20 protein-coding genes and 1 pseudogene are annotated in these 22,746 nt (G+C 71.2%); 10 read left to right on the top strand and 11 right to left on the bottom strand.

All coding sequences use genetic code 11. From position 1 onward, the window contains the following. Nucleotides 1-46: 46 nt before the first annotated feature. The 4 genes and pseudogenes from sigJ to ACQEVG_RS22055 form a co-directional block, all read right to left on the bottom strand. Nucleotides 47-922, bottom strand: a complete 876-nt coding sequence (gene sigJ, locus ACQEVG_RS22070; RefSeq protein WP_432992798.1) for an RNA polymerase sigma factor SigJ — start codon at nucleotides 920-922, stop codon at nucleotides 47-49. A gap of 69 nt (nucleotides 923-991) precedes the next feature. Next, nucleotides 992-1,741, bottom strand: a pseudogene (locus ACQEVG_RS22065) (class I SAM-dependent methyltransferase); the annotation flags it as partial. Nucleotides 1,742-1,757: 16 nt separating this feature from the next. Then, entirely contained in the window at nucleotides 1,758-2,339 is a 582-nt protein-coding gene (locus tag ACQEVG_RS22060; RefSeq protein ID WP_432986613.1) for a hypothetical protein, read from the bottom strand. 35 nt (nucleotides 2,340-2,374) lie between these two features. Then, nucleotides 2,375-2,683 carry a peptidase gene (locus tag ACQEVG_RS22055; RefSeq protein ID WP_432986611.1) on the bottom strand — a complete coding sequence of 103 codons (309 nt, stop codon included), beginning with the start codon at nucleotides 2,681-2,683 and terminating at the stop codon, nucleotides 2,375-2,377. Between the two features lie 161 nt (nucleotides 2,684-2,844). On the opposite strand from ACQEVG_RS22055, the gene ACQEVG_RS22050 reads away from it, so the two are divergent. Beyond that, the gene (locus ACQEVG_RS22050) at nucleotides 2,845-4,974 is read left to right on the top strand and encodes a PQQ-binding-like beta-propeller repeat protein (RefSeq protein WP_432986609.1); all 2,130 of its coding nucleotides are present in this window, start codon (nucleotides 2,845-2,847) and stop codon (nucleotides 4,972-4,974) included. A gap of 73 nt (nucleotides 4,975-5,047) precedes the next feature. On the opposite strand, the gene ilvD is transcribed toward ACQEVG_RS22050, so the two are convergent. The 4 genes from ilvD to ACQEVG_RS22030 form a co-directional block, all read right to left on the bottom strand. Beyond that, nucleotides 5,048-6,898, bottom strand: coding sequence for a dihydroxy-acid dehydratase (ilvD, locus tag ACQEVG_RS22045; protein ID WP_432986607.1), 1,851 nt, complete (start codon nucleotides 6,896-6,898; stop codon nucleotides 5,048-5,050). A gap of 93 nt (nucleotides 6,899-6,991) precedes the next feature. Further along, nucleotides 6,992-7,603, bottom strand: coding sequence for a TetR family transcriptional regulator (locus ACQEVG_RS22040; protein ID WP_404727700.1), 612 nt, complete (start codon nucleotides 7,601-7,603; stop codon nucleotides 6,992-6,994). Beyond that, a complete protein-coding gene (locus ACQEVG_RS22035; RefSeq protein ID WP_432986604.1) occupies nucleotides 7,600-8,427 on the bottom strand; it encodes a sugar phosphate isomerase/epimerase family protein in 828 nt (275 codons plus the stop codon). Before ACQEVG_RS22035 ends, ACQEVG_RS22040 begins: the two co-directional genes overlap by 4 nt. A 23-nt stretch (nucleotides 8,428-8,450) precedes the next feature. Beyond that, nucleotides 8,451-9,380 (bottom strand): Ppx/GppA family phosphatase, encoded by a 930-nt coding sequence (locus ACQEVG_RS22030; RefSeq protein ID WP_432986602.1) that lies wholly within the window; start codon nucleotides 9,378-9,380, stop codon nucleotides 8,451-8,453. 40 nt (nucleotides 9,381-9,420) lie between these two features. Between ACQEVG_RS22030 and ACQEVG_RS22025 the strand changes: the two genes are divergently transcribed. Then, on the top strand, nucleotides 9,421-10,266 hold the full coding sequence (locus ACQEVG_RS22025) for a hypothetical protein (protein WP_432986600.1): 846 nt from the start codon (nucleotides 9,421-9,423) through the stop codon (nucleotides 10,264-10,266). Between the two features lie 23 nt (nucleotides 10,267-10,289). Here the strand turns inward: ACQEVG_RS22025 and ACQEVG_RS22020 are convergent, their stop codons facing one another. Continuing rightward, complete coding sequence (locus ACQEVG_RS22020) at nucleotides 10,290-11,981, bottom strand: BACON domain-containing protein (protein ID WP_432986598.1); 1,692 nt, start codon at nucleotides 11,979-11,981, stop codon at nucleotides 10,290-10,292. A gap of 163 nt (nucleotides 11,982-12,144) precedes the next feature. Here ACQEVG_RS22020 and ACQEVG_RS22015 point away from each other — a divergent pair, with 163 nt between their 5' ends. The 3 genes from ACQEVG_RS22015 to disA all read left to right on the top strand — a co-directional run bounded on the left by ACQEVG_RS22015 (nucleotide 12,145) and on the right by disA (nucleotide 15,478). Further along, complete coding sequence (locus ACQEVG_RS22015) at nucleotides 12,145-12,741, top strand: dihydrofolate reductase family protein (RefSeq protein WP_432986596.1); 597 nt, start codon at nucleotides 12,145-12,147, stop codon at nucleotides 12,739-12,741. A 113-nt stretch (nucleotides 12,742-12,854) separates the two neighbouring features. Next, nucleotides 12,855-14,309, top strand: coding sequence for a DNA repair protein RadA (radA, locus tag ACQEVG_RS22010; protein ID WP_432986594.1), 1,455 nt, complete (start codon nucleotides 12,855-12,857; stop codon nucleotides 14,307-14,309). A 44-nt stretch (nucleotides 14,310-14,353) separates the two neighbouring features. Further along, nucleotides 14,354-15,478 carry a DNA integrity scanning diadenylate cyclase DisA gene (gene disA / locus ACQEVG_RS22005; RefSeq protein WP_360871416.1) on the top strand — a complete coding sequence of 375 codons (1,125 nt, stop codon included), beginning with the start codon at nucleotides 14,354-14,356 and terminating at the stop codon, nucleotides 15,476-15,478. Nucleotides 15,479-15,521: 43 nt separating this feature from the next. On the opposite strand, the gene ACQEVG_RS22000 is transcribed toward disA, so the two are convergent. After that, complete coding sequence (locus tag ACQEVG_RS22000; RefSeq protein WP_432986592.1) at nucleotides 15,522-16,328, bottom strand: hypothetical protein; 807 nt, start codon at nucleotides 16,326-16,328, stop codon at nucleotides 15,522-15,524. Nucleotides 16,329-16,553: 225 nt separating this feature from the next. On the opposite strand from ACQEVG_RS22000, the gene ACQEVG_RS21995 reads away from it, so the two are divergent. The 5 genes from ACQEVG_RS21995 (at nucleotide 16,554) to cseC (ending at nucleotide 20,982) form a co-directional block, all read left to right on the top strand. Then, on the top strand, nucleotides 16,554-17,480 hold the full coding sequence (locus ACQEVG_RS21995) for an A/G-specific adenine glycosylase (RefSeq protein ID WP_432986590.1): 927 nt from the start codon (nucleotides 16,554-16,556) through the stop codon (nucleotides 17,478-17,480). 206 nt (nucleotides 17,481-17,686) lie between these two features. Further along, entirely contained in the window at nucleotides 17,687-18,292 is a 606-nt protein-coding gene (locus ACQEVG_RS21990) for a SigE family RNA polymerase sigma factor (protein WP_432986588.1), read from the top strand. Continuing rightward, nucleotides 18,280-18,951 carry a hypothetical protein gene (locus ACQEVG_RS21985; RefSeq protein ID WP_432986586.1) on the top strand — a complete coding sequence of 224 codons (672 nt, stop codon included), beginning with the start codon at nucleotides 18,280-18,282 and terminating at the stop codon, nucleotides 18,949-18,951. Before ACQEVG_RS21990 ends, ACQEVG_RS21985 begins: the two co-directional genes overlap by 13 nt. A gap of 10 nt (nucleotides 18,952-18,961) precedes the next feature. After that, nucleotides 18,962-19,666 (top strand): two-component system response regulator CseB, encoded by a 705-nt coding sequence (gene cseB, locus ACQEVG_RS21980; RefSeq protein ID WP_432986584.1) that lies wholly within the window; start codon nucleotides 18,962-18,964, stop codon nucleotides 19,664-19,666. After that, a complete protein-coding gene (cseC, locus tag ACQEVG_RS21975) occupies nucleotides 19,663-20,982 on the top strand; it encodes a two-component system sensor histidine kinase CseC (RefSeq protein ID WP_432986582.1) in 1,320 nt (439 codons plus the stop codon). The genes cseB and cseC overlap by 4 nt, the downstream gene beginning before the upstream one ends. A gap of 124 nt (nucleotides 20,983-21,106) precedes the next feature. On the opposite strand, the gene ACQEVG_RS21970 is transcribed toward cseC, so the two are convergent. Continuing rightward, complete coding sequence (locus ACQEVG_RS21970; RefSeq protein ID WP_432986580.1) at nucleotides 21,107-22,699, bottom strand: MDR family MFS transporter; 1,593 nt, start codon at nucleotides 22,697-22,699, stop codon at nucleotides 21,107-21,109. Nucleotides 22,700-22,746 lie beyond the last annotated feature (47 nt).

Here is a 22,746-nt window from a genome sequence, read left to right as displayed (position 1 = left end):
GGACGACGCACGGCGGCCAACTGTGACCGTGATGCCCGTCACATGGTCATCGCAGGCTGTCCAGATCGAGATGCGCCAGTTTGTCGGGGTTGAGGATGGCGTCGATCTCGGTGATCCGCCCCTGGTGCACGGTGAACGCGAACACCACGGTCTGCGCGGTCGCGGAGTCGACGATGACCACGCCCGGGGCGCCGTTGACGTCCCGTACGGCCACGAGCATCGCCGCCGGGTCGAACCCGCGGGTGAGCCGCTGCGTGAAACGCGCGACCTTCTCGTTGCCGAGCACCGGCAGCCTGGCCGCCGTGACCTTGCCGCCGCCGTCCGAGCGCCACACCACCTCGGGGTCGAGGATCTCCAGGAGCCCCTCGAAGTCCCCGCCCGTGACGGCCGTCAGGAACGCCTCGACGGTCCGTCGGTGTTCGCCCCGGTCCACGGAGCGGCGCGGGGCCTCGGCCCGCACGCGCCTGCGGGCGCGCGAGGCCAACTGCCGTACGGCATCGGGCGTACGGTCCACCACATCGGCGATCTCCGGGAACGGCACCGAGAAGACGTCGTGCAGGATGAAGGCGGTGCGCTCGGCGGGCGTGAGCCGTTCCAGCACGGTGAGCAGGGCGACGCCCACGGACTCGTCCAGCGTGACCCGGTCCTCCGGGCCACCGTCGGTGATCACGGGCTCCGGCAGCCACGGCCCGACGTACGACTCACGGCGCGCCCGGGCCGATCCCAGCTGGTCGTAGCAGATGCGGCTGACCACGGTCGTCAGATACGCCTTCGGGTCCTCGGCCTCGCCGTCCGGCAGCGCCTGCCAGCGCAGCCACGTCTCCTGCACCGCGTCGTCGGCGTCCGCCACCGACCCCGTGATGCGATAGGCGATGCCCCACAGACGGCTGCGCTGCTTCTCGAATTCGGCCAGCTCGGCCATGCCTCGGCTCCTCTCCCGCGCTGTGCCCCAGTCCCGCTCTGTGCCCTGGAAGGTGGTCGTGACGGGCGCGCGGAGTGTGACAGTCAGGTCCACGGCGTACGCCTCCTCCACAACGCCGTCCGGGAAGAGTGCGAGCAGTTCGGCCCGCTCCCGGGCGAGGAAGTCGGCCGTGGCCTCCGCACCGAGCACCAGGAAGATCGAATGGCTGCCGAGGTTCGCGAGGTGGGTGTCGAGCGGAACCCGCCGGGTCCAGTGCACCCGGCGTCCGGCGGACTCCAGGCCGTCCGGCAGCTGCCGAGCGCGACCCCCGGCGCCGTGCGCCCCGTACGTCAGCTCGCGGCGGAGGCGTTCGTCCTGCGCGGCGATCCATGGCACGGCGGGGTCCGAGACGTTCCACCACAGGGCGAGCGCACCGCCGGGCCGCAGCACCCGCAGGGCCTCCGGGACGGAGCGCGCCGGGTCGGTCCAGTGCCAGGACTGGGCATAGGTGACGAGGTCGGCGCAGCCGTCGGCCAGCGGCAGCGCGTCACCGAGGCCCCGCACCAGCGGTGTGTCCGGCAGGGTGCCGCGCAGTTGGGCGGCCATTTTAGCACCCGGCTCCACGGCGGTGACCTGCGCGCCGCGCTCGCGCAGCAGGCGGGTGGCTATACCGGTGCCCGCGCCGACGTCTATGACGCGCGAGCCGCTGAGCGGGCGGCCGGTCAGCTCCTCGACCGCGTCGAAGAGGGCCGGCGGGTAGCCGGGACGCGCGGCGTCGTACTGCGCGGCGGCCGCCTCGAAGGAGAGCGCACGCAGCGCGTGATCCGTCATGCGCCCCATCCTCACCGGAATGCTGCTACTTACGCCGGGACTTGCCGCTCTTCGCCCCGCCGCCCTTCGTTCCGCCACCGTACGGCCCACCGCCCTTCGGCCCACCGCTCTTCGCCTTGCGGGCCGCGGGGTTGCCGGTGCGCGCGCCGCGGCGCTTCTCGTACTGCCCGCGGGCCGTCTCGTACTCCTCACGGTGCAGCCTCTCGCCCGGCGCCTCGGTCAGCGAGCGGAAGAAGTACGCGAGAAGCAGGCCGACGAAGCCGATCATTTTGAGGCTGCGCAGCGAGTCCTCGCTGACCGGGCCGGCGCCGCGGCGGGTGAAGCCCTCCCAGGTCTTACGGAAGGCGACAGCGCTGCAGATCGCGAACATGACCACGACCAGCGTGTTGACGAAGCCGCCGACGTCGGCCACCGCCAGGCCCTGGTAGGCGAAGCGCAGTACGAGGCAGCCCGCGACGGCGGCCGCGAGCGAGCCGGCGGCAACGCCGGCGCGGCGCAGCCCGTAGCCCCCGTCACGGCCGACCCAGGTCGTGCCGAAGAAACGGATGGGCTCGGGCTGCGGGCCGCCGCCGGCGCGCGTCTCGCTCTGCTCACTCTGTTCGCTCACGGGGTCGATTATCCCCGGGCGAGACCGCCGCCCCCTCAGGAGCAGCGGATGGTCACATAGCCGTCGCTACCGGTGTTCACATACGCGTCCGCGACGAACTGTCCGTTGGCGATGTTGTCCCAGAGGTTGGAGGTGCCGTACGGGCCGCTGACCCGCTCCCCCGGCTTCTGGCAGTTGATCGGCACCCGGGCACCGATCGGGAGCACCTTGATCAGCCGGTAGTTGGTGCCGGGACCGCTGCGGACATTCAGCGCCACTCCCGGTGCGACCGGATAGCGCTTGGCCGTCTCCTCGAAGGTCTCCCCGAGGCCCTCGGACGCGCTCTGCACTTCTTCAACAGCCATGGAACTTCTCCCCCGCCACTGTGACTTGATTCCGTTAGGGTGTCTTGATCCGTACGTTCTTCCGTACGCCGCGCAGGCTAGCAAGCCACACCTGCATCGCACGCATCATCGACTAGGCTCCGTGCGTCGCGCGTGCGCACGAACAACCACGGGGGTGGAAGATGCCACCGCTGCGCAGCACCGGGCGGTTCCCGGAAGCGGAGCATCCGGAATATGCCGGGCAGTACCGCCTTGAGTCATGCCTGGGCACAGGCGGAATGGGTGTCGTCCATCTGGCCAGCTCCGCATCGGGGTTGCGCCTCGCGGTCAAGGTCATCCATGCCGAGCATGCCTCCGATCCCGAGTTCAGGGCCCGTTTCCGGCAGGAGGTCGCGGCCGCCCGCAGGGTCAGCGGCGCCTTCACCGCACCCGTCGTCGATGCCGACCCGGAGGCCGAACGGCCCTGGATGGCCACGCTGTTCATCGAGGGCCCGACGCTCGCCGAGCGGGTGAAGCGGAACGGGCCGCTGGGCGCGGACGAGCTGCGCAAGGCAGGCGCGGGACTGGCCGAGGCGCTGCGCGACATCCACCGCGCCGGCGTGGTGCACCGCGATCTCAAGCCGAGCAATGTACTTCTCGCGCCCGACGGGCCCAAGGTCATCGACTTCGGCATCTCCCGTCCCGCGGACAGCGATCTGCGTACGGAGACGGGCAAGCTGATCGGTACGCCGCCGTTCATGGCACCCGAGCAGTTCCAGCGCCCGCGCGAAGTCGGGCCCGCCGCCGATGTGTTCGCGATGGGCGCCGTGCTGGTGCACGCGGCGACCGGGCGTGGCCCCTTCGACTCGGACAGCCCGTACATCGTGGCGTACCAAGTGGTGCACAACGAACCGGACTTGGCGGGCGTGCCGAAGGACCTGGTGCCGCTGTTCCGGCGCTGCCTGGCGAAGGACCCGGCGGACCGGCCGACGCCGTACGAGCTGATGGTCGCGCTGCGCAGCTCCTCACCCTCGTCCTCGTACGACACCCAGGCATACATACCGGCGCAGCGGACCCCGGACCCCCGCGAGAACGTGCTCCGCAGGCTCACCGCACGCCCCCGGCTCAGGCTGAGCCGCAAGCTGCGGTGGGTGGCGGCAGGCGCGGCGCTCGTCGTGCTGGTCACGGCCGGGATCGTCGTCGTACGGGCCGTGGCGGACGACGACAGCACTGGCTCCGCACCCAGCGCGCCCCGTGCCGAGCAGGGCTTCAGCCCCTGGAGCGTCTCCCTGCGCGGCGGTGACGGGGAGAACAGGACACCGGTCTGCGCGGTGGGAGGTCCCGGGCTGTACTGCGCGGCCCCGGGGATCAAGGCGGCCCGGCTGAACCCGGACAACGGCAAGACCCTCTGGTCCGCGCCGGCGGCCAGCACCACGGCACAGACCGACGAAGGCATGACGCCGGTGCTCGCCGGAGGGCTGCTGCACGTGGTCGCGCCCGGCGGACACCGTCTGGAAGCGCTCGACCCGGAGTCGGGCACAGTGCGCTGGGGCCTCGACATCTCCCCGTACTCCTCGGTCCGGCACGCCGGCTCCATGGTGCTGCTGGTGACCGAGAGCGGTCGGGTACGGGCCCTCGACGCGGCGACGGGCGAGGAACGCTGGACCCGGCAGCGGGGCGGACGCGGCGCCCAGTGGGTCTCGTCCGCCGGCGCCGAGGGGCCGGCACTCGCCGCGACGCCTTCGCCGGACGGTACGTCGACGCTGGTCAGCGCGGTCGACCCGGCCAGCGGCGACCTGCTGTGGCAGAAACGGGTGAAGGGGTCGCTGAGTCCGGTACAGCGAGTGGGCGGAACGTTGTATCTGCTCGCCGCCAACGCCGACGGCTTCACGGACGCCGTCGTACGACTCGACACCACGGGCCGGGCGCGCACCGTCCGCCGTATCGCACTTCCCACGCCTCTCGACCAGGCGCAGGCGACGGTGGCGGGTAGCACCGTCTACCTCAGCGGTTCGGGCGGCGCGCTGCTCGCCCTCGCCACCGGCGGGTCCAAGCCCGCGCAGCTGTGGCGGCTCGAGACCTCGGTGACCCATCTCTCACGCCCGGCCGCGGATGCGCACGCGGTGTATGTGACGGCCGGGGACGGGCGGCTGCTGGCGGTGGACGCGTTGCGCGGTGTGCTGGTCGGCCAGACGAAACCGCGCATGGACGACGGGCGTTACACCTTCGCGTCCATGCTGCCCGCGCCTGTCGCGACGGGGGGCGAGGTGTACGGGACGGCGCCGGACGGGTCGGTGTTCGCGCTGGACGCGGGGGATCCGGCGCGGTGGTGACGGGCACATCAAACCCGTCCGGCGACACGCGGCCGACGGTCGCATGCGGGGTCTGGGGCGGAGCCCCAGCCGGTCAGCCCAGCTGGGACACGTCCCGCACCGCGCCCTTGTCCGCGCTCGTCGCCATCGCGGCGTACGCCCGCAGCGCCGCCGAGACCTTCCGCTCGCGGTTCTTCGGCGCGTAGACGCCACCCAGCGCCTCACGCCGGCCAGCCAGGTCCTCCTCGGACACAAGGAGTTCGATCGTGCGGTTCGGGATGTCGATACGGATACGGTCGCCGTCCTCGACCAGCGCGATGGTGCCGCCCGAGGCCGCCTCCGGCGAGGCGTGGCCGATCGACAGACCCGACGTGCCGCCTGAGAAGCGGCCGTCCGTGACCAGTGCGCAGGCCTTGCCGAGCCCGCGGCCCTTCAGGAAAGACGTCGGGTACAGCATCTCCTGCATGCCGGGGCCGCCCTTGGGGCCCTCGTAGCGGATGACGACGACGTCGCCCTCCTTGATCTGCTTGCGCAGGATCTTGTCGACGGCATCGTCCTGCGACTCGCAGACGACGGCCGGGCCCTCGAAGGTCCAGATCGACTCGTCGACGCCGGCGGTCTTCACCACACAGCCGTCCACGGCGAGATTGCCCTTGAGGACGGCGAGGCCGCCGTCCTTGGAGTACGCGTGCGCCGCATCGCGGATGCAGCCGCCTGCGGCGTCGGTGTCCAGCGACTCCCAGCGCTCGGACTGCGAGAAGGCGGTCGCGGAGCGGACGCAGCCGGGGGCCGCGTGCCACAGCTCGACGGCCTCGTCCGAGGGCGAACCGCCGCGCACGTCCCACGCCTCCAGCCATTCCTTGATCCCCGGCGAGTGGACCGTGTGCACGTCCTCGTTGAGCATTCCGGCGCGGTAGAGCTCGCCGAGGATGGCGGGGATGCCGCCGGCCCGGTGCACGTCCTCCATGTAGTACGTGCCGCCGGGGGCGACGTTCGGCGCGACCTTGGCCAGGCACGGCACCCGGCGCGAGACCGCGTCGATGTCCTTGAGGTCGTAGTCGAGCCCGGCCTCCTGGGCGGCGGCGAGCAGGTGCAGGATCGTGTTGGTCGAGCCGCCCATGGCGATGTCGAGGGCCATGGCGTTGTCGAAGGCCGCGCGGGTGGCGATATTGCGCGGCAGGACGGAATCGTCGTCCTGCTCGTAGTAGCGCCGGGTGATGTCCACCACCGTGCGGGCGGCGTTCTCGTACAGCGCCTTGCGGGCGGTGTGCGTGGCGAGGACGGAGCCGTTGCCCGGCAGGGAGAGACCGATGGCCTCGGTCAGGCAGTTCATGGAGTTCGCGGTGAACATGCCGGAACAGGAACCGCAGGTCGGGCAGGCGTTCTCCTCGATGCGCAGGACGTCCTCGTCCGAGACGTTCTCGTTGACCGCGTCCACGATGGCGTTGATCAGGTCGAGCTTGCGGACCGTGCCGTCGACGAGGGTGGCCTGGCCGGCCTCCATCGGGCCGCCGGAGACGAAGACGACCGGGATGTTGAGGCGCAGCGCGGCCATCAGCATGCCGGGGGTGATCTTGTCGCAGTTGGAGATGCAGATCAGCGCGTCGGCGCAGTGCGCCTCGACCATGTACTCGACGGAGTCGGCGATCAGGTCGCGCGAGGGCAGGCTGTAGAGCATGCCGGCGTGGCCCATCGCGATGCCGTCGTCGACGGCGATGGTGTTGAACTCGCGGGGCACGGCGCCCGCCGCCAGGATCGCGTCGGACACGATCCGGCCGACCGGGGCGAGGTGGGTGTGCCCGGGCACGAACTCCGTGAAGGAGTTGGCGACGGCGATGATCGGCTTACCGATATCCGCACTGGCTACGCCCGACGCCCGCATAAGCGCGCGGGCACCTGCCATATTGCGGCCGTGGGTGACAGTGCGGGACCTCAGCTCGGGCATCGTCGCTCGCTCCTTCAGACGGATGGGCCTCATTCGAGCGTACGCCGCGGCTCCAAGATCTGGACACCCTGTCCGTTATACGGGACGCCCGGCTCACGCTTCGGTCAGATACCGCTGCAACGTGGGGGCCACCATCGCCACGATCGTCTCCGGGTCCGCCGAGGCCAGCGGCTCCACCTGAATCACATAGCGCAGGATCACAATGCCGATCATGTGCGAGGCCGCGAGCTCCGCCCGGAATTTCGGGTCCGGCACATCGAGATCGCCCGCGATCCGCTCGAGGAGACGCCGCAGCACAAAGCTCCGCAGCACCTTCGCCGCCGCGTCGTGGGTGAGCGCCGATCGGATGATCGCCAGCATGGGCGCCCGGCTGACCGGGTTCTCCCACACCCCGATGAAGTAGCGGGCGAGCCGCTCGCCGATGCCCTCCGCGCCCTGACCCAGGATCACCGGGATGACCAGGGCCGGCTCGAAGGAGACCTCGATGGCGGCCGCGAAGACCTCGTCCTTCGTACCGAAGTAGTGGTGCACGAGGGCCGGGTCGACGCCCGCGGCCCGGGCGATGCCGCGGACGGTCGTCTTGTCGTAGCCGCGCTCGGCGAACTCCGTACGGGCGGCGGCGAGGATGCGCTCCCGGGCGCCGGGGCCCGTGTCCGACTCCGTACGGGCCGGGCGGCCGCGCCGCTTCGGTGACGTGCCCGTCATGAGATACGGGCTGCCGACGCCAGGTGCAGCCGGGTGAAGGCGAGGGCCTCGGCGAGGTCGGCCTCGCGTTCGGCGGCCGACATCGCGCGCCGGGTGTTGACCTCGATGACGACATGGCCGTCGAAGCCGTTACGGGCGAGGCGCTCCAGCAGCTCGGCGCACGGTTGGTTGCCGCGGCCCGGAACCAGGTGCTCGTCCTTCGCGGACCCCTTGCCGTCGGCGAGATGCACATGGCCGAGCCGGTCGCCCATCCGGTCGACCATCGCCAGGGTGTCGGTCCGGGAGGTCGCGGTGTGCGAGAGGTCGATCGTGAAGTGCCGGTAGTCCTCTTTGGTGACGTCCCAGTCGGGTGCGTACGCGAGCATCTCGCGGTCCCGGTAGCGCCAGGGGTACATGTTCTCGACGGCGAAACGGACGTCCGTCTCGTTTGCCATCCGCCAGATTCCGGTGACGAAGTCCCGGGCGTACTGCCGCTGCCAGCGGAAGGGAGGGTGCACGACGACCGTCGACGCCCCCAGCTTCTCTGCCGCCGTCTGCGCGCGCTGGAGCTTGACCCAGGGGTCGGTGGACCAGACCCGCTGGGTGATCAGCAGACAGGGCGCGTGGACGGCGTGTATCGGTACCTGGTGGTAGTCCGAGAGACGGCGCAGGGCCTCGATGTCCTGACTGACGGGGTCGGTCCAGACCATGACTTCGACGCCGTCGTACCCCAGGCGTGCGGCGATCTCGAAGGCCGTCGCCGTGGACTCCGGATAGACGGAAGCCGTCGACAGGACAACCTTCGCATCCGGGATGCGCACCACTGGTTCTGCCGGTTCTGCCACGGGAGACAGGGTACGGGGCCGCGCTAGGAGGCCGGGAGGTGGTCCAGCCGCCGCAGAATGACGCCCTCGCGCAGCGCCCAGGGGCAGATTTCGGCCACCTGGACCCCGAACAGATCCATCGCACCCTCCGCGACCAGGGCTCCTGCCAGCAGCTGGCGGGCACGGCCCTCGGACACGCCCGGGAGGGTATTGCGCTGCTCGACCGTCATGGCAGCGAGTTTCGGCACCCACTCCTGCAGTGATTTATGACTCAGTTCACGCTGCACGTACAAGCCCTCGGTGGAGCGGGCCGCCCCTGCGATTCGAGCCAATTGCTTAAAGGTCTTGGACGTCGCCACGACGTGGTCCGGCCGTCCGAGCCGGTTGAACTCACCGACCACGCGGGCGATTTCGGCGCGCACATAGCGGCGCAGCGCCTTCACGTCCTGCGGGTCGGGCGGGTCGCCCGGCAGCATCGCGGCGGTCAGCCGGCCCGCGCCGAGCGGCAGCGACACGGCTTTGTCCGGCTCCTCGTCGAGCCCGTACGCGATCTCCAGCGAGCCGCCGCCGATGTCCAGGACCAGCAGCTTGCCGGCCGACCAGCCGAACCAGCGGCGGGCCGCGAGGAACGTGAGCCGGGCCTCCTCGTCGCCGGCCAGGACCTGCAGATCGACCCCGGTCTTGGCCTTCACCTTGGCCAGCACCTTGTCGGCGTTGCTGGCCCCGCGGACGGCGGAGGTCGCGAACGGCAGCACCTCCTCGCACCCTTGGTCCTCCGCTGTCTGCACCGCGCCCTCGATCGTCTCGACGAGCCGCTCGACACCGGCGGGTCCGATCGCCCCGTCGTCGAGCAGCTCGGCGAGCCGCAGCTCCGCCTTGTACGAATGGGCGGGCAGCGGGCGCGCGCCGGGGTGGGCGTCCACCACCAGCAGGTGCACTGTGTTCGAACCGACGTCGAGGACTCCGAGTCTCATGGAGCGAACGCTACTGCCGTTACCCGCATACGCTGGGTCCGTGCCAAAGACGAAAAAGGCGAACCCGGGCAAAGCCAAGCCCTCCAAGCAGCGTGCCGAGCCCAGGCGTGACGAGCGCGACGAGAAGGGGCTCGATTTCGCGCGCGCGTGGGTCGAATTCCCGGACCCCGCCGACGACGAGCAGGTCTTCCGCTGCGATCTGACCTGGCTGACCTCGCGCTGGAGCTGCATCTTCGGCAGCGGCTGCCAGGGCATCCAGGCGGGCCGGGCGGACGACGGGTGCTGCACGCTGGGCGCGCACTTCTCCGACGAGGACGATGAAAAGCGGGTCGCGGAGCATGTCGCGCGTCTCACTCCTGAGCTGTGGCAGTTCCACGACGAGGGGACGGAGGGTGGCTGGGTCCAGCTCGACGACGACGGCGAACGCCAGACGCGGCGGTGGGACGGCTCGTGCATCTTCCAGAACCGCCCGGGCTTCCCTGCGGGCGCGGGCTGCTCGCTGCACATCCTCGCCCTGCGTGAGGGCCGCGAGCCGCTGGAGACCAAGCCGGACGTCTGCTGGCAGCTGCCGATCCGCCGGACGTACGACTGGATCGACCGCCCGGACGACACACGCGTGCTCCAGGTGTCGATCGGCGAGTACGACCGGCGGGGCTGGGGCCCGGGCGGCCACGACCTCCACTGGTGGTGCACGTCGGCGACGTCGGCTCACGGGGCGGGCGAGCCGGTCTATGTGACCTACCGGCCGGAGCTGACGGAACTGATGGGCAAGAAGGCGTACGACGTCCTGGCGGACCTGTGCGAGGCCCGGCTGGCGTCGCAGCTTCCCCTCGTGGCGCCGCACCCGGCGGACCCGACGGACTCGTCGAACTCGTCGAACGCCTGAGGCTCAGACCGGACCCCTGAGGCTCAGCCTGACGGGGAAGACGGGGGCGACGACTCGTCCGACGGGGTCGCGGGCGGATCCGACGGAGAGGAGTCCGTCGGGGTCGGCGTGGGCTCGGTCGGGGTCGGGTCCGTCGGCGTCGGGTCCGTCGGCGTCGGCTCCGGAGACGGCTGTGTCGGGGCCGGTGTCGGCTCCGACGGAGTGGGTGCCGGGGTCGCGCCGAAGCCGTCGATCTCGACCACCGCTCCCGACGGGTCCACCCCCACCCGCGCGCTCCACGCCCCGGCCGGCTCCCGCGCACGGTCCACGGTCACGTAGATCGTCACCGACTCGCCGGGGCGCAGCGTCCCGGACGTGTGGCTCATATACAGCCACGCCGCGTCCGTCCACACCGACCACCGAACCTGCGAGCCGCCCGACGCCGTCAGCGTGATCCGCGTGGTGTTGCCGGACGGCTGCGCCTCGACCGTGAGGCGGCCCGGGCCGCCCGGGCGGCCCGGGCGGCCGGCGCGGGACGACGGCGTGGACGTGCCGACGCTGATGACCTCGACCGAGACGTCCGGCGAGCGCGAGCCGGCCGTGAACCGGGAGTCCGGTTCCGCCTGCGCGTTGCCCGCGTTCTCGTAGTAGTCGTACGGCACGCCGTGCATCCCGCGCGGCCCGTCCGCCTCGCTGGCGACGACCGAGGATCCGTCGTACCCCTCCCCGGTCAGCGGCGCGCCCCGGTAGGCCGCCCACAGCGCCAGCACCGGCGCCGCGACGACGGTGGCCACGACCGTGGTCGTCAGCGCGCGCGCCCTCAGCCGGCCCCGGCGGGCCGCGTGGTCCTTCGGGTCCAGCGGAAAGCCGCCGCGGCCGAACCGCGGCGCGCCCGACCGCGCCCGGGGAACGTGCTGCATCGCGACGTACACGGCGGCCCGCGGGGCTTCGACGAGCGGCAGCGTGGCCGGGGTGACGGCCGACCCCGGCCACGGGCCGCCCGCCCCGGCGCGCTCGGCGACGCGGCGGCAGCGCGGGCAGTCGTCGACGTGCCGGACGAGCTCCTGGCGCAGGGCGGCGGAGAGCAGCACCCGGTGGTCGTCGGTGAGCCGGGCGACGGCCGGGCAGTTGCCGCACTCGACGACGGCGAGCGCGGCCCGGGTGCGCTCGACCTCGCAGGCGGCCGCGGCCAGCAGTTCCCGCGCGGCGAGCGGGTCGAGGCCGAGGACGGAGGCGACCTCGCGCGTTCCCAGCCCGTGCCGGACGGCGAGTTCGAGGGCCTCGCGCTGTTCGGGCGTGGTGCCCGCCGCCTCCGGCCAGGCCAGCAGCGCCAGTTCACCGCGGCGGCGCTCCGCCACGTCCTCGGGGACGCCCGGGGCCTCGTCGGCGTCGGCGGCCCGCGCCGGGCGCCCGGTGTGCGCCCCCTGCCGCTTGCGCCGCTGCTCGGTCAGCCGCCGCAGACAGGCCCACCGCGCGAGCGCGTACAGCCAGGCCTTCCGCTCCGCCTCGCCCGACGGGCAACGCCCGTAGTGGCGCTCGGCTATGGCGAGTACCTCACCGAGGAGCGCGGTCGCCGCGTCGTGGTCGCAGAGCACGGCGAGGCAGTAGGTGAACAGGCCGTCGAGGTACGGCTCGTAACGTGCGGGAGACTGCCCTGCGGACGGACGGGGCGCGCGCCGGTGCGTGCGGTGTGCGCCGGTGGTGTGCGTGGGTGGCTCAAGCCTGCTGCTCGTCACCCGGCGACCGTAGGCTCACAAGCACACCCCCTTCGTACCCCTTGAACACTTTTAATCCTTACGGGTGAACAGTTCGCTCGAAGGGGGACAGGAATCGTTAATTCCATCCCTACCGCCCAGTCGGCCGCCGATGAGTTACCCGGCCGGGGGAAGTCAACCTGTCATGAGCAACGTGATCTCAGGCAACGTGATCTCAGGCATGTCGATGTCCCTGGACGGCTTCATCACCGCCCCCGACGACACCCGCGAGAACCCGCTGGGGGTGGGCGGCACGCGCCTGCACCGGTGGGTCCGGGAGATGGACCGGACCGACGCCCAGGTCCTGGACGGCATGGTCCGCAGCCTGGGCGCGATCATCATGGGCAGGCACTCGTACGACGTCTGCGAGGGCGACGGCGGGTGGGGCGACGGCGGCCCGGCCGGCAAGATCCCCTGTTTCGTCCTCACCCACCGCCCGCCGGATCCGCACGACGTGGTCGCGCCGGACGTCTTCACCTTCGTCACGGGCGGCATCGAGGAGGCGGTCGCGCGGGCGAAGGCGGCCGCGGGCGGCAAGGACGTCGGCGTGCACGGTGCGACCGCGGCCCAGCAGGCGCTGAACTCCGGTCTGCTGGACGAGATCCACATCATGCTGGTCCCGGTCCTGCTCGGTGCGGGCAAGCGGCTGTTCGACCATGTCGGCGGCCAGGTCGAACTGCGCCGGCGGTGGTCCCTGGAGTCGTCGGACATCATCCACCTGCGCTTCGAAGTGGTGAAGTAGCCCGCGGCAACGTGGCGAATCAGCCCCCGGCAACGTGGCGAATCAGCCCCCGGCAACGTGGCGAATCAGCCCGCGGCGACCGCGTTGTCAGTGGTCCCCGCTACGGTTTGCGCATGGCTGCCCGTACGAAATCCGCGAAGGACCGGCCGTCCTACCGCTGCACCGAATGCGGCTGGACGACCGCCAAGTGGCTCGGTCGCTGCCCCGAATGCCAGGCCTGGGGCACGGTCGAGGAGTACGGCGCACCCGCGGTCCGCACCACGGCCGCCGGCCGTGTCTCCACCGCCGCCGTTCCCATCGGCCAGGTCGACGGACGGCAGGCCACCGCCCGCTCCACCGGTGTGGACGAACTCGACCGGGTCCTCGGCGGCGGCCTGGTGCCCGGCGCCGTCGTGCTGCTCGCGGGCGAGCCGGGCGTCGGCAAGTCCACACTGCTGCTCGACGTCGCGGCGAAGGCCGCAAGCGACGAGCACCGCACGCTGTATGTGACCGGCGAGGAGTCCGCGAGCCAGGTGCGGCTGCGGGCCGACCGCATCAACGCCGTGCACGACCATCTCTATCTCGCCGCCGAGACCGATCTCTCCGCGGTCCTCGGCCACTTGGACGCGGTCAAGCCGTCCCTGCTGATCCTCGACTCCGTGCAGACCGTCGCATCACCCGAGATCGACGGAGCGCCCGGCGGCATGGCACAGGTCCGCGAGGTCGCCGGCGCGCTGATCCGTGCCTCCAAGGAACGCGGGATGTCCACGCTCCTGGTCGGCCATGTCACCAAGGACGGCGCGATCGCCGGACCGCGCCTCCTTGAGCACCTGGTGGACGTGGTGCTGTCCTTCGAGGGCGACCGGCATGCGCGTCTGCGTCTCGTACGAGGCGTCAAGAACCGCTACGGCGCGACGGACGAGGTCGGCTGCTTCGAGCTGCACGACGAGGGCATCACCGGGCTCGCCGACCCCTCGGGGCTCTTCCTCACCCGCCGGGACGCCCCGGTGCCGGGCACCTGTCTGACGGTCACCCTGGAAGGCCGCCGCCCCCTCGTCGCCGAGGTGCAGGCGCTGACCGTCGACTCGCAGATCCCCTCGCCCCGGCGCACGACCTCGGGTCTGGAGACCTCCCGGGTCTCGATGATGCTCGCCGTTCTGGAGCAGCGCGGCCGGATCACCGCGCTCGGAAAGCGCGACATCTACAGCGCGACGGTGGGCGGCGTGAAGCTCTCCGAGCCCGCCGCGGACCTGGCGATCGCGCTCGCGCTGGCCTCCGCCGCCAGTGACACCCCACTGCCCAAGAACCTGGTCGCGATCGGCGAGGTAGGACTCGCGGGCGAGGTCAGAAGGGTCACGGGCGTCCAGCGCAGACTCGCCGAGGCGCACCGTCTCGGCTTCACGCACGCCCTCGTACCGTCCGATCCGGGCAAGGTCCCTGCCGGTATGAAGGTGACGGAAGTGGCCGACATGGGGGACGCGCTGAGGGTGCTCCCGCGCGGGCGGCAGAGACCTTCCGAGGGGGCTTCCGTAACGGCCCCGCGCAAAGAGCGTGCGGAGGCCACCCGGGACGACGACACGCGCCGGTAGACTTTGCCCTGGTCTCGCCCATCCGTACGAGCCGGAGGAGTGCAGTGGCAGCCAAGGACGGGGCATCAGCACCCGGAAAGTCCGGCGGAGGCTCCGGCAACGAAGCGCTGATCCGCGCCGCCCTGAGCGCGGTCGCACCCGGCACCGCCCTGCGCGACGGCCTGGAGCGGATCCTCCGCGGCAACACCGGAGGTCTGCTCGTCCTCGGCATGGACAAAACGGTCGAATCCATGTGTACCGGCGGTTTTGTGCTGGATGTGGAGTTCACCGCGACCCGGCTGCGCGAGCTGTGCAAACTGGACGGCGCGCTCATCCTCGACAAGGACATCGGCAAGATCCACCGGGCCGGTGTACAGCTGGTCCCGGACGCCTCCATCCCCACCGAGGAGACAGGCACCCGCCATCGCACGGCGGACCGGGTCTCCCGGCAATGCGGCTTCCCGGTCGTCTCCGTGTCGCAGTCGATGCGCCTGATCGCGCTGTACGTGGACGGGGAGCGCCGGGTCCTCGAGGAGTCGGCCGCGATCCTCTCCCGCGCCAACCAGGCGCTCGCCACCCTGGAGCGGTACAAGCTCCGCCTCGACGAGGTCGCGGGCACGCTGTCCGCACTGGAGATCGAGGACCTGGTCACGGTCCGGGACGTCACGGCCGTGGCCCAGCGGCTGGAGATGGTGCGCCGGATCGCCACGGAGATCGCCGAGTACGTGGTGGAGTTGGGCACCGACGGCCGGCTTCTGGCGCTGCAGCTGGACGAGTTGATCGCGGGCGTGGAACCGGAGCGCGAGCTGGTCGTACGCGACTATGTGCCGGAGCCGACCGCGAAGCGGTCCCGCACGGTCGACGAGGCGCTCACCGAGCTGAACGACCTCACGCACGCAGAGCTGCTCGAACTGCCCATAGTGGCAAGAGCGTTGGGGTACAGCGGCTCCCCGGAGACGCTGGACTCGGCGGTCTCGCCGCGGGGCTACCGGCTGCTGGCGAAGGTGCCGCGGCTGCCCGGCGCGATCATCGAGCGGCTTGTCGAGCACTTCGGCGGACTGCAGAAGCTGCTCGCGGCGAGTGTGGACGATCTGCAGACGGTCGACGGCGTGGGCGAGGCGCGGGCGCGCAGCGTGCGCGAGGGCCTGTCGCGCCTCGCGGAGTCCTCGATCCTCGAACGCTACGTGTGATTCCGGTTGCCCACAGGGGCGGGCGGGACTTCCAAAACACGCTTTAGTCCTTCTCCAGGCGGAACGACGCCGGAAGCACCGTCGCCCCCGGGAACTCCGCCTCCACCAGGTACGTGCCCGCCCCCGCCACCCCCGGCGGCGGCGTCGCGCACTGCGGTGCGCTCTGCTTGCGGTCCCACTGCACCGGGTGCGTGATCGTCGCTCCCGCCGGGACCTTCAGCAGCAGGCTTCCCGCCGCCCGCGGGCAGTCCTTCGACGACCACACCTTGTCGTCCTTGTCGTTCTTGACCGTCAGCACCGCCGCCCGGGGACCGAAGTCCGCCTTGCAGGTGGTCCCCGACGGGTTGGAGGCGACCAGCTGGAACGTGGGCTTCTCTCCCGGCGCGTACGCGACCTTGGCGCTGCGCAGAGTCAACTTCAATGCGCCCGGGGCGCAGTCGGGGAGCTTCGAGGAGGCCGGGACCTGCTGGCCGCCCGCGCCGCCACTGCCCGCGCCGCCCGCGCCGTTGTCGCCGCCGGCGCCCGCCTCACCGCCCGTGCCGCCGTCGGATCCCGCGCCCGTACCGCCCTCGTCCGTGCCGCTGTCGCCGGAGCCGGAGTCCCCCGACTCGTCGCGCCCGCCCGGCTGTTCACTGATCGCGGGACCGGACTGCGAGGGTCCCGGGGTGATGGAGGGCACGGGGGTCGTGCCGTTGGCGCTGCCGTCGTCCTGGTCACCGTTGCCGCCGCCGGCACTGAGCGCCCATGCGGCCAGCACCGCGAGCAGCGCGATCAGGGACAGCGCGACTGCCCTCCGTCGCCAGTAGATGGAGGAGGGGAGCGGCCCGATCGGATTGCGCAGAGATCCCACGGCGCAAACTGTACGAGAGATCGGGGCCAACTCCCGTCCCACCCGCCGCCCGACTTCGCGAGTTCTGCGGATCATCATCACGGGCGCGGCCCGCGACCCCGCTTTCGGCGGGTTCATGCGTGCAAGTCCCGGCCGGGGACCACACTGCCGACCGTAGCGACGGCGCGGCGGCCCCGGAGCGTATGCACCGTCCGCCCGCCCGGACATGCCAGGATCGTCAGTGCCATGACTGACATCTCCGCAGACCCTGCCACCGCCACAGTCCCCGCCCAGGCCGACGCGGCGTCCTTCCACGCCCCCGTCATCGCCTGGTTCGACGAGCACGCCCGCGATCTTCCCTGGCGCCGCCCCGAGGCCGGCGCCTGGGGTGTGATGGTCAGCGAGTTCATGCTGCAGCAGACCCCCGTCAGCCGGGTGCTCCCGGTGTACGAGCAGTGGCTGGCCCGCTGGCCGCGCCCCGCGGATCTGGCGGCGGACGCGCCCGGCGAGGCCGTCCGCGCCTGGGGGCGGCTCGGCTATCCGCGGCGTGCGCTGCGCCTGCACGGGGCCGCGCAGGCGATAACGGAGCGGCACGGCGGCGATGTACCCAGCGAGCACGCGCAGTTGCTCGCGCTGCCCGGCATCGGCGAGTACACAGCGGCCGCGGTGGCCTCGTTCGCGTACGGACAGCGGCATGCCGTCCTCGACACCAATGTCCGCCGGGTGTTCGCCCGCGCCGCGAGCGGCATCCAGTACCCGCCGACCGCCACGACCGCCGCCGAGCGGAAGCTGGCCCGCGCGCTGCTGCCCGACGACCAGGCGACCGCGGCCCGCTGGGCGGCGGCCTCCATGGAGCTGGGCGCGCTGGTGTGCACGGCGAAGAACGAGGACTGCGCGCGCTGCCCGATCAAGTCGCGGTGTGCGTGGCGGCTGGCGGGCAAGCCCGCGTACGACGGTCCCGCTCGCCGGGGCCAGACCTACGCGGGCACGGACCGCCAGGTGCGCGGCAAGCTCCTCGCCGTACTGCGCGAGGCCGTCGCACCGGTCCCGCAGTCGGCGCTGGACGCGGTCTGGCACGAGCCCGTACAGCGGGCGCGGGCACTGGACGGACTGGTCGCCGACGGCCTCGTGGAGCCACTGGAGAACGGCGTCTACCGCCTCCCGCACAGCTGAGTCGCACCCGGCCCTGGAACACTCCGAGGGCCGTTTCCCACCCGAACCCGACCTGAAACATCCGCTGTTACACAACCGATGGATGGCCGTGCGCCCTCCGACGGCTGCTCCGCACAGGCCCGTGACAACACCTCCGTAGCTTCTTGCGACGTAAGGCAAACGGCATTTGCTGTCACGGGGATTCAACGGGGACGGAGGCGGTTGGAATGGCGCACGGCGAGGTGCTCGAGTTCGAAGAGTACGTACGCAACCGGCAGGAGGCGCTGCTGCGCAGCGCCCGCCGCCTCGTCCCCGACCCGATCGACGCGCAGGACCTGCTGCAGACCGCTCTGGTCCGCACCTACGGCCGCTGGGACGGCATTGCGGACAAGTCGCTGGCCGACGCCTACCTCCGCCGGGTGATGATCAACACGCGTACGGAGTGGTGGCGCGCCCGCAAGCTCGAAGAGGTGCCGACCGAGCAGCTGCCCGACGCGAGCGTCGAGGACGGCAGCGAGCAGCGCGCGGACCGCGCCCTGCTGATGGACGTACTGAAGGTGCTGGCGCCCAAGCAGCGCAGCGTCGTGGTGCTGCGGCACTGGGAGCAGATGAGCACCGAGGAGACCGCTGCCGCGCTGGGGATGTCTGCGGGTACGGTGAAGAGCACGCTGCACCGGGCGCTGGCCCGGCTCCGCCAGGAGCTGGAGAGCCGGGACCTGGACTTCCGCGCCCTGGAGCGCGGGGACGTGCAGCCCGATCGTGAGTGCAAGGGGCACCTCCCGCGCCAGCGTGGCCACGGGGGAGAACGGGGGCGGGAGCGGTGCGCGGCCTGAAAGTCGGAGCCGGCAACAGGAGCCTGGCGGCGAGCGGTGCGGCGGTGGCCGGCCTCGCCGCCGTCGGCCTGTTCACCGTCGCCTGCTCCTCGGGCGGCACAGGGGTGCAGGACGAGGGCGCGGCGCACGCCGACTCCGTCGCCAAGACCACCCCCTCGTCCGTGCCCTCCTCCAGCAGCGCGGCCCAGTTCGCCAAGTCGGTCGACGCGGTGGAGCTGATCAAGAGCGACCCGAAGGTCAGCGAACGGGTCAAGGCCGACCTCAAGCCCTGCGGCCGGGACACCTACCCGGTGGACACGTCGTACGGAAACCTCACCGGCGGGACCTCGCCCGATGTCGTCGTCAATGTGATGACGTGCGGCGACGCTGTGGGCATGGGCACGTACGTGTATCGCGACAACGGCGCGAAGTACGAAAACGTCTACGCCGCCGAGGAGCCCGCGGTGTACTCCGCGATCGACCGGGGCGACCTGGTGGTGACCAAGCAGGTCTACGCGAACGGCGACCCGGTGGCCCAGCCGTCCGGCGAGGAAGTGACCACGTACCACTGGACGAGCGGGAAGTTCGTGCAGCTGCACTGGGTGCGCACCGAATTCAACAGAGCGGTCGGGGAGGGCGAGATAGTCGCCACGGAACCGCCCACGAAGAACGAGAACTGAGAGCAGCGGGATGGCCGACACTCATGTCCTGTTCGTCGAGGACGACGACGTCATCCGCGAGGCTACCCAGCTGACGCTGGAGCGCGACGGCTTCGTGGTCACCGCCATGCCCGACGGGCTGCAGGGCCTGGAGGCCTTCCGCGCGAACCGGCCGGACATCGCGCTGCTCGATGTGATGGTGCCGGGCCTGGACGGGGTGAGCCTGTGCCGCCGCATCCGAGACGAGTCGACCGTGCCGGTGATCATGCTGTCGGCCCGCGCCGACTCGATCGACGTGGTGCTCGGCCTGGAGGCCGGCGCCGACGACTACGTCACCAAGCCCTTCGACGGCGCGGTGCTGGTCGCCCGTATCCGCGCGGTGCTGCGCCGCTTCGGCCACGCGGGCGGCACGGCGGGCGGCGAGTCCGCGGCGGGCGAGGACGCGCAGGGCGCGCTGCTCTCCTTCGGCGATCTGGAGATCGACACGGAGGGCATGGAGGTGCGCAAGGCGGGCGAGCCGGTGGCGCTGACGCCGACCGAGATGCGGCTGCTGCTGGAGTTCTCGTCCGCGCCGGGCACGGTGCTCTCCCGCGACAAACTGCTCGAGCGGGTCTGGGACTACGGCTGGGGCGGGGACACCCGGGTCGTGGACGTCCATGTCCAGCGCCTGCGCACAAAGATCGGGCAGGACCGGATAGAAACGGTCCGCGGCTTCGGTTACAAGCTCAAGGCATGAAGCGCCTCGTACTGCGCACCGGAGTCCGCTGGAAGATCAGCATCGCGATCGCGCTGGTCGGCGCGCTCATCGCGATGGCGCTGAGTCTTGTCGTGCACAACGCCGCCCGGGTCTCGATGCTGGACAACGCCCGCGATGTCCAGATGGACCGGGTGCTGCTCGCCCAGCGCTGGTACGAGACGTCCAAGAACAAGGACCCGCGCTTCAACACCAAGCTCAATGACCGCACGCTGCCCAAGCCGCTGCAGAAGCTGATGCACGAGAAGCGGCGCGGCAGCTATGTGCAGGACGGCCATCAGGGCCCGCCCGAGATCTGGGCCGCCGTGCCGCTCTCCAACGGCGACGTGCTCTCCCTGCACACCCAGTTCGCCGGGCGCAGCGCCACGGTCATGAAGGACCTCGACCGGGCTCTGATCATCGGCTCGGTCTCGGTGGTGTTCGGCGGCTGCGCGCTCGGCGTGCTGATCGGCGGACAGCTCTCGCGCCGGCTGCGCAAGGCGGCCGCGGCCGCCGGCAATGTCGCACAGGGCAATACGGAGGTACGGGTCAGGGACGCCATCGGCGGTGTCGTACGCGACGAGACCGACCTGCTGGCCCGCGCCATCGACGCGCTCACCGACGCGTTGAACGAACGCATCGAGGCCGAGCGCCGCGTCACCGCCGACATCGCGCACGAGCTGCGCACCCCCGTCACCGGACTGCTCACGGCCGCCGAGCTGCTGCCGCCCGGCCGCCCCAGCGAACTCGTACGGGACCGGGCCCAGGCCTTGCGGACGCTGGTCGAGGACGTGCTGGAAGTGGCCAGGCTCGACAGTGCCTCGGAGCGGGCCGAACTGCAGGAGATCGCGCTGGGTGAGTTCGTCAGCCGCCGCATCTCGGCCCTGAACCGCCATGTCGAGATCCGGGTCGTGCACGAGTCGTGGGTCAGCACCGACCCGCGGCGGCTGGAGCGCATCCTGCTCAATCTGCTCACCAACGCCGCCAAGTACGGCAAGGCGCCGTTCGAGGTCACGGTCGAGGGCCGGGTGGTGCGGGTACGCGACCACGGCCCCGGCTTCCCCGAGGCGCTGCTGCGGGAGGGCCCCAGCCGCTTCCGTACGGGCGCGAGCGACCGCGCGGGCACGGGCCACGGCCTGGGCCTGACGATCGCGGCCGGCCAGGCACGGGTCCTCGGCGCCCGGCTCACCTTCCGCAACGCGGCGCCGGAGGGTACGACGCCGCTGGGCGAGTCCGGCGGCGCGATCGCGGTGCTGTGGCTGCCCGAGCACGCGCCGACCAACACCGGCAGCTTCCCGATGATGCCGCTCCCCGGCTAGCGGCTCCCGGGGATTGAGGCTCCACGCCGCGCGCCCACGCACCACTGACAACGGCCCCCGGCGTGCACACCGGGTGCACACCGAGGGCCGTCGGCCGGGGCTTTGGCCGGGTCTTTCGCCGCGGTCAGACGGTCTCGGCCAGCTTGTCCACTGGCCGGTCCGCAGGCTGGTCGCCGACGGCCTCCTGCTTCGGTCCCGCTCCCCGCAGCGGCACCTCCTTGACAAAGAACGCCGCCACGAAGCCGATCACCGCGACCGCCGCCCCCAGCAGGAAGGCCACGTGTGTCCCGGACGCCACCGCGAACTCGTACGCCTCACGGATCGGGTCCGGCAGCTTCGCCAGGCTCGCGGCATCCAGCTGCGCAGAGCGCTGCGTGATTCCCGCGCCGCCCCTCGCGGCCATCTCGTCCTGTACCCGGCCGGTGAACAGCGCGCCCATGATCGCGACGCCGAAGGAGCTGCCGAGCGTACGGAAGAGAGTGGCCCCGGAGGAGGCGACGCCCATGTCCCTCAGCTCGACGCTGTTCTGCGCGACCAGCATGGTGATCTGCATCAGGAAGCCCATGCCCGCGCCGAGCACCGCCATATAGAGGCCGGAGGTCAGCCGGGACGTCTCGGTGTCCATCGTCGAGAGCAGGAACAGGCCGGCCGTCATCAGTGCGCCGCCGATGATCGGGAAGAGCCGGTACTTGCCGGTGCTGCTGGTGACCCGGCCCGCGACCATCGAGACGACGAGCATCGACAGCAGCATGGGCAGCAGAAGCAGACCGGAGTTGGTCGCCGAAGCGCCCTGGACGGACTGCTGGAACAGCGGCAGGAAGAGCACCGCGCCGAACATCACGAAGCCCGCGAGGAAGCCGATCACCGACATCAGCGTGAAGTTGCGGCTGCGGAAGATGTGCAGCGGCATGATCGGCTCGGCGGCCTTGGTCTCGACGAAGAAGAAGCCGGTGAGGGCGGCCACACCGATCGCGATCAGCTCCATGATCACAGCCGAGTCCCAGGCGTACTCCGTACCGCCCCACGTGGTCACCAGCACGATCGACGTGATGCCCACGGTCAGCAGCGCCGCACCCAGGTAGTCGATGCGCGGCTTCGTACGCTCCTTCTTCGGCAGGTGGAGCACAGCGGTCACCATGGCGAGCGCGACGGCGCCCAGCGGCAGGTTGATGTAGAAGCTCCAGCGCCAGCCGAGGTGGTCGGTGATGGTGCCGCCGGCCAGTGGTCCGCCGATCATCGCGACGGCCATGACCGCGGCCATCATCCCCTGGTACTTGCCGCGCTCCCGGGGCGGGACCAGATCGCCGATGATCGCCATCACGCCGACCATCAGGCCGCCGGCACCCAGGCCCTGGATGGCGCGGAAGCCGATCAGCTGCCCCATGTCCTGGGCCATGCCGCTCAGCACCGAGCCGATCAGGAAGATCACGATCGAGGTGAGGAAGGTGCCCTTGCGGCCGTACATGTCGCCGAGCTTGCCCCAGATCGGGGTGGAGGCCGCTGTGGCCAGGGTGTACGCGGTGACCACCCACGACAGATGTTCCAGGCCGCCCAGCTCGCCGACGATGGTCGGCATCGCGGTGCCGACGATCATGTTGTCGAGCATGGCGAGCAGCATGGCGATCATGAGCGCGAGGATCACGACCCGGACGCTGCGAGGCTGAGGCGGCTCGTCCACCGCCGTCGCCTCTTTATGATCTTTCGCTGTACCGGCCATCGCTCCCACTCCCCGACACTTACTTGCCGCCCGGCTAGTTGACTACA

It is taken from the genome of Streptomyces sp. CA-135486, from assembly GCF_050936555.1.
GTDB lineage: Bacteria > Actinomycetota > Actinomycetes > Streptomycetales > Streptomycetaceae > Streptomyces.
Note: the sequence above shows the minus strand (reverse complement) of the source record. Positions and strands in the feature narration are given on the sequence as shown.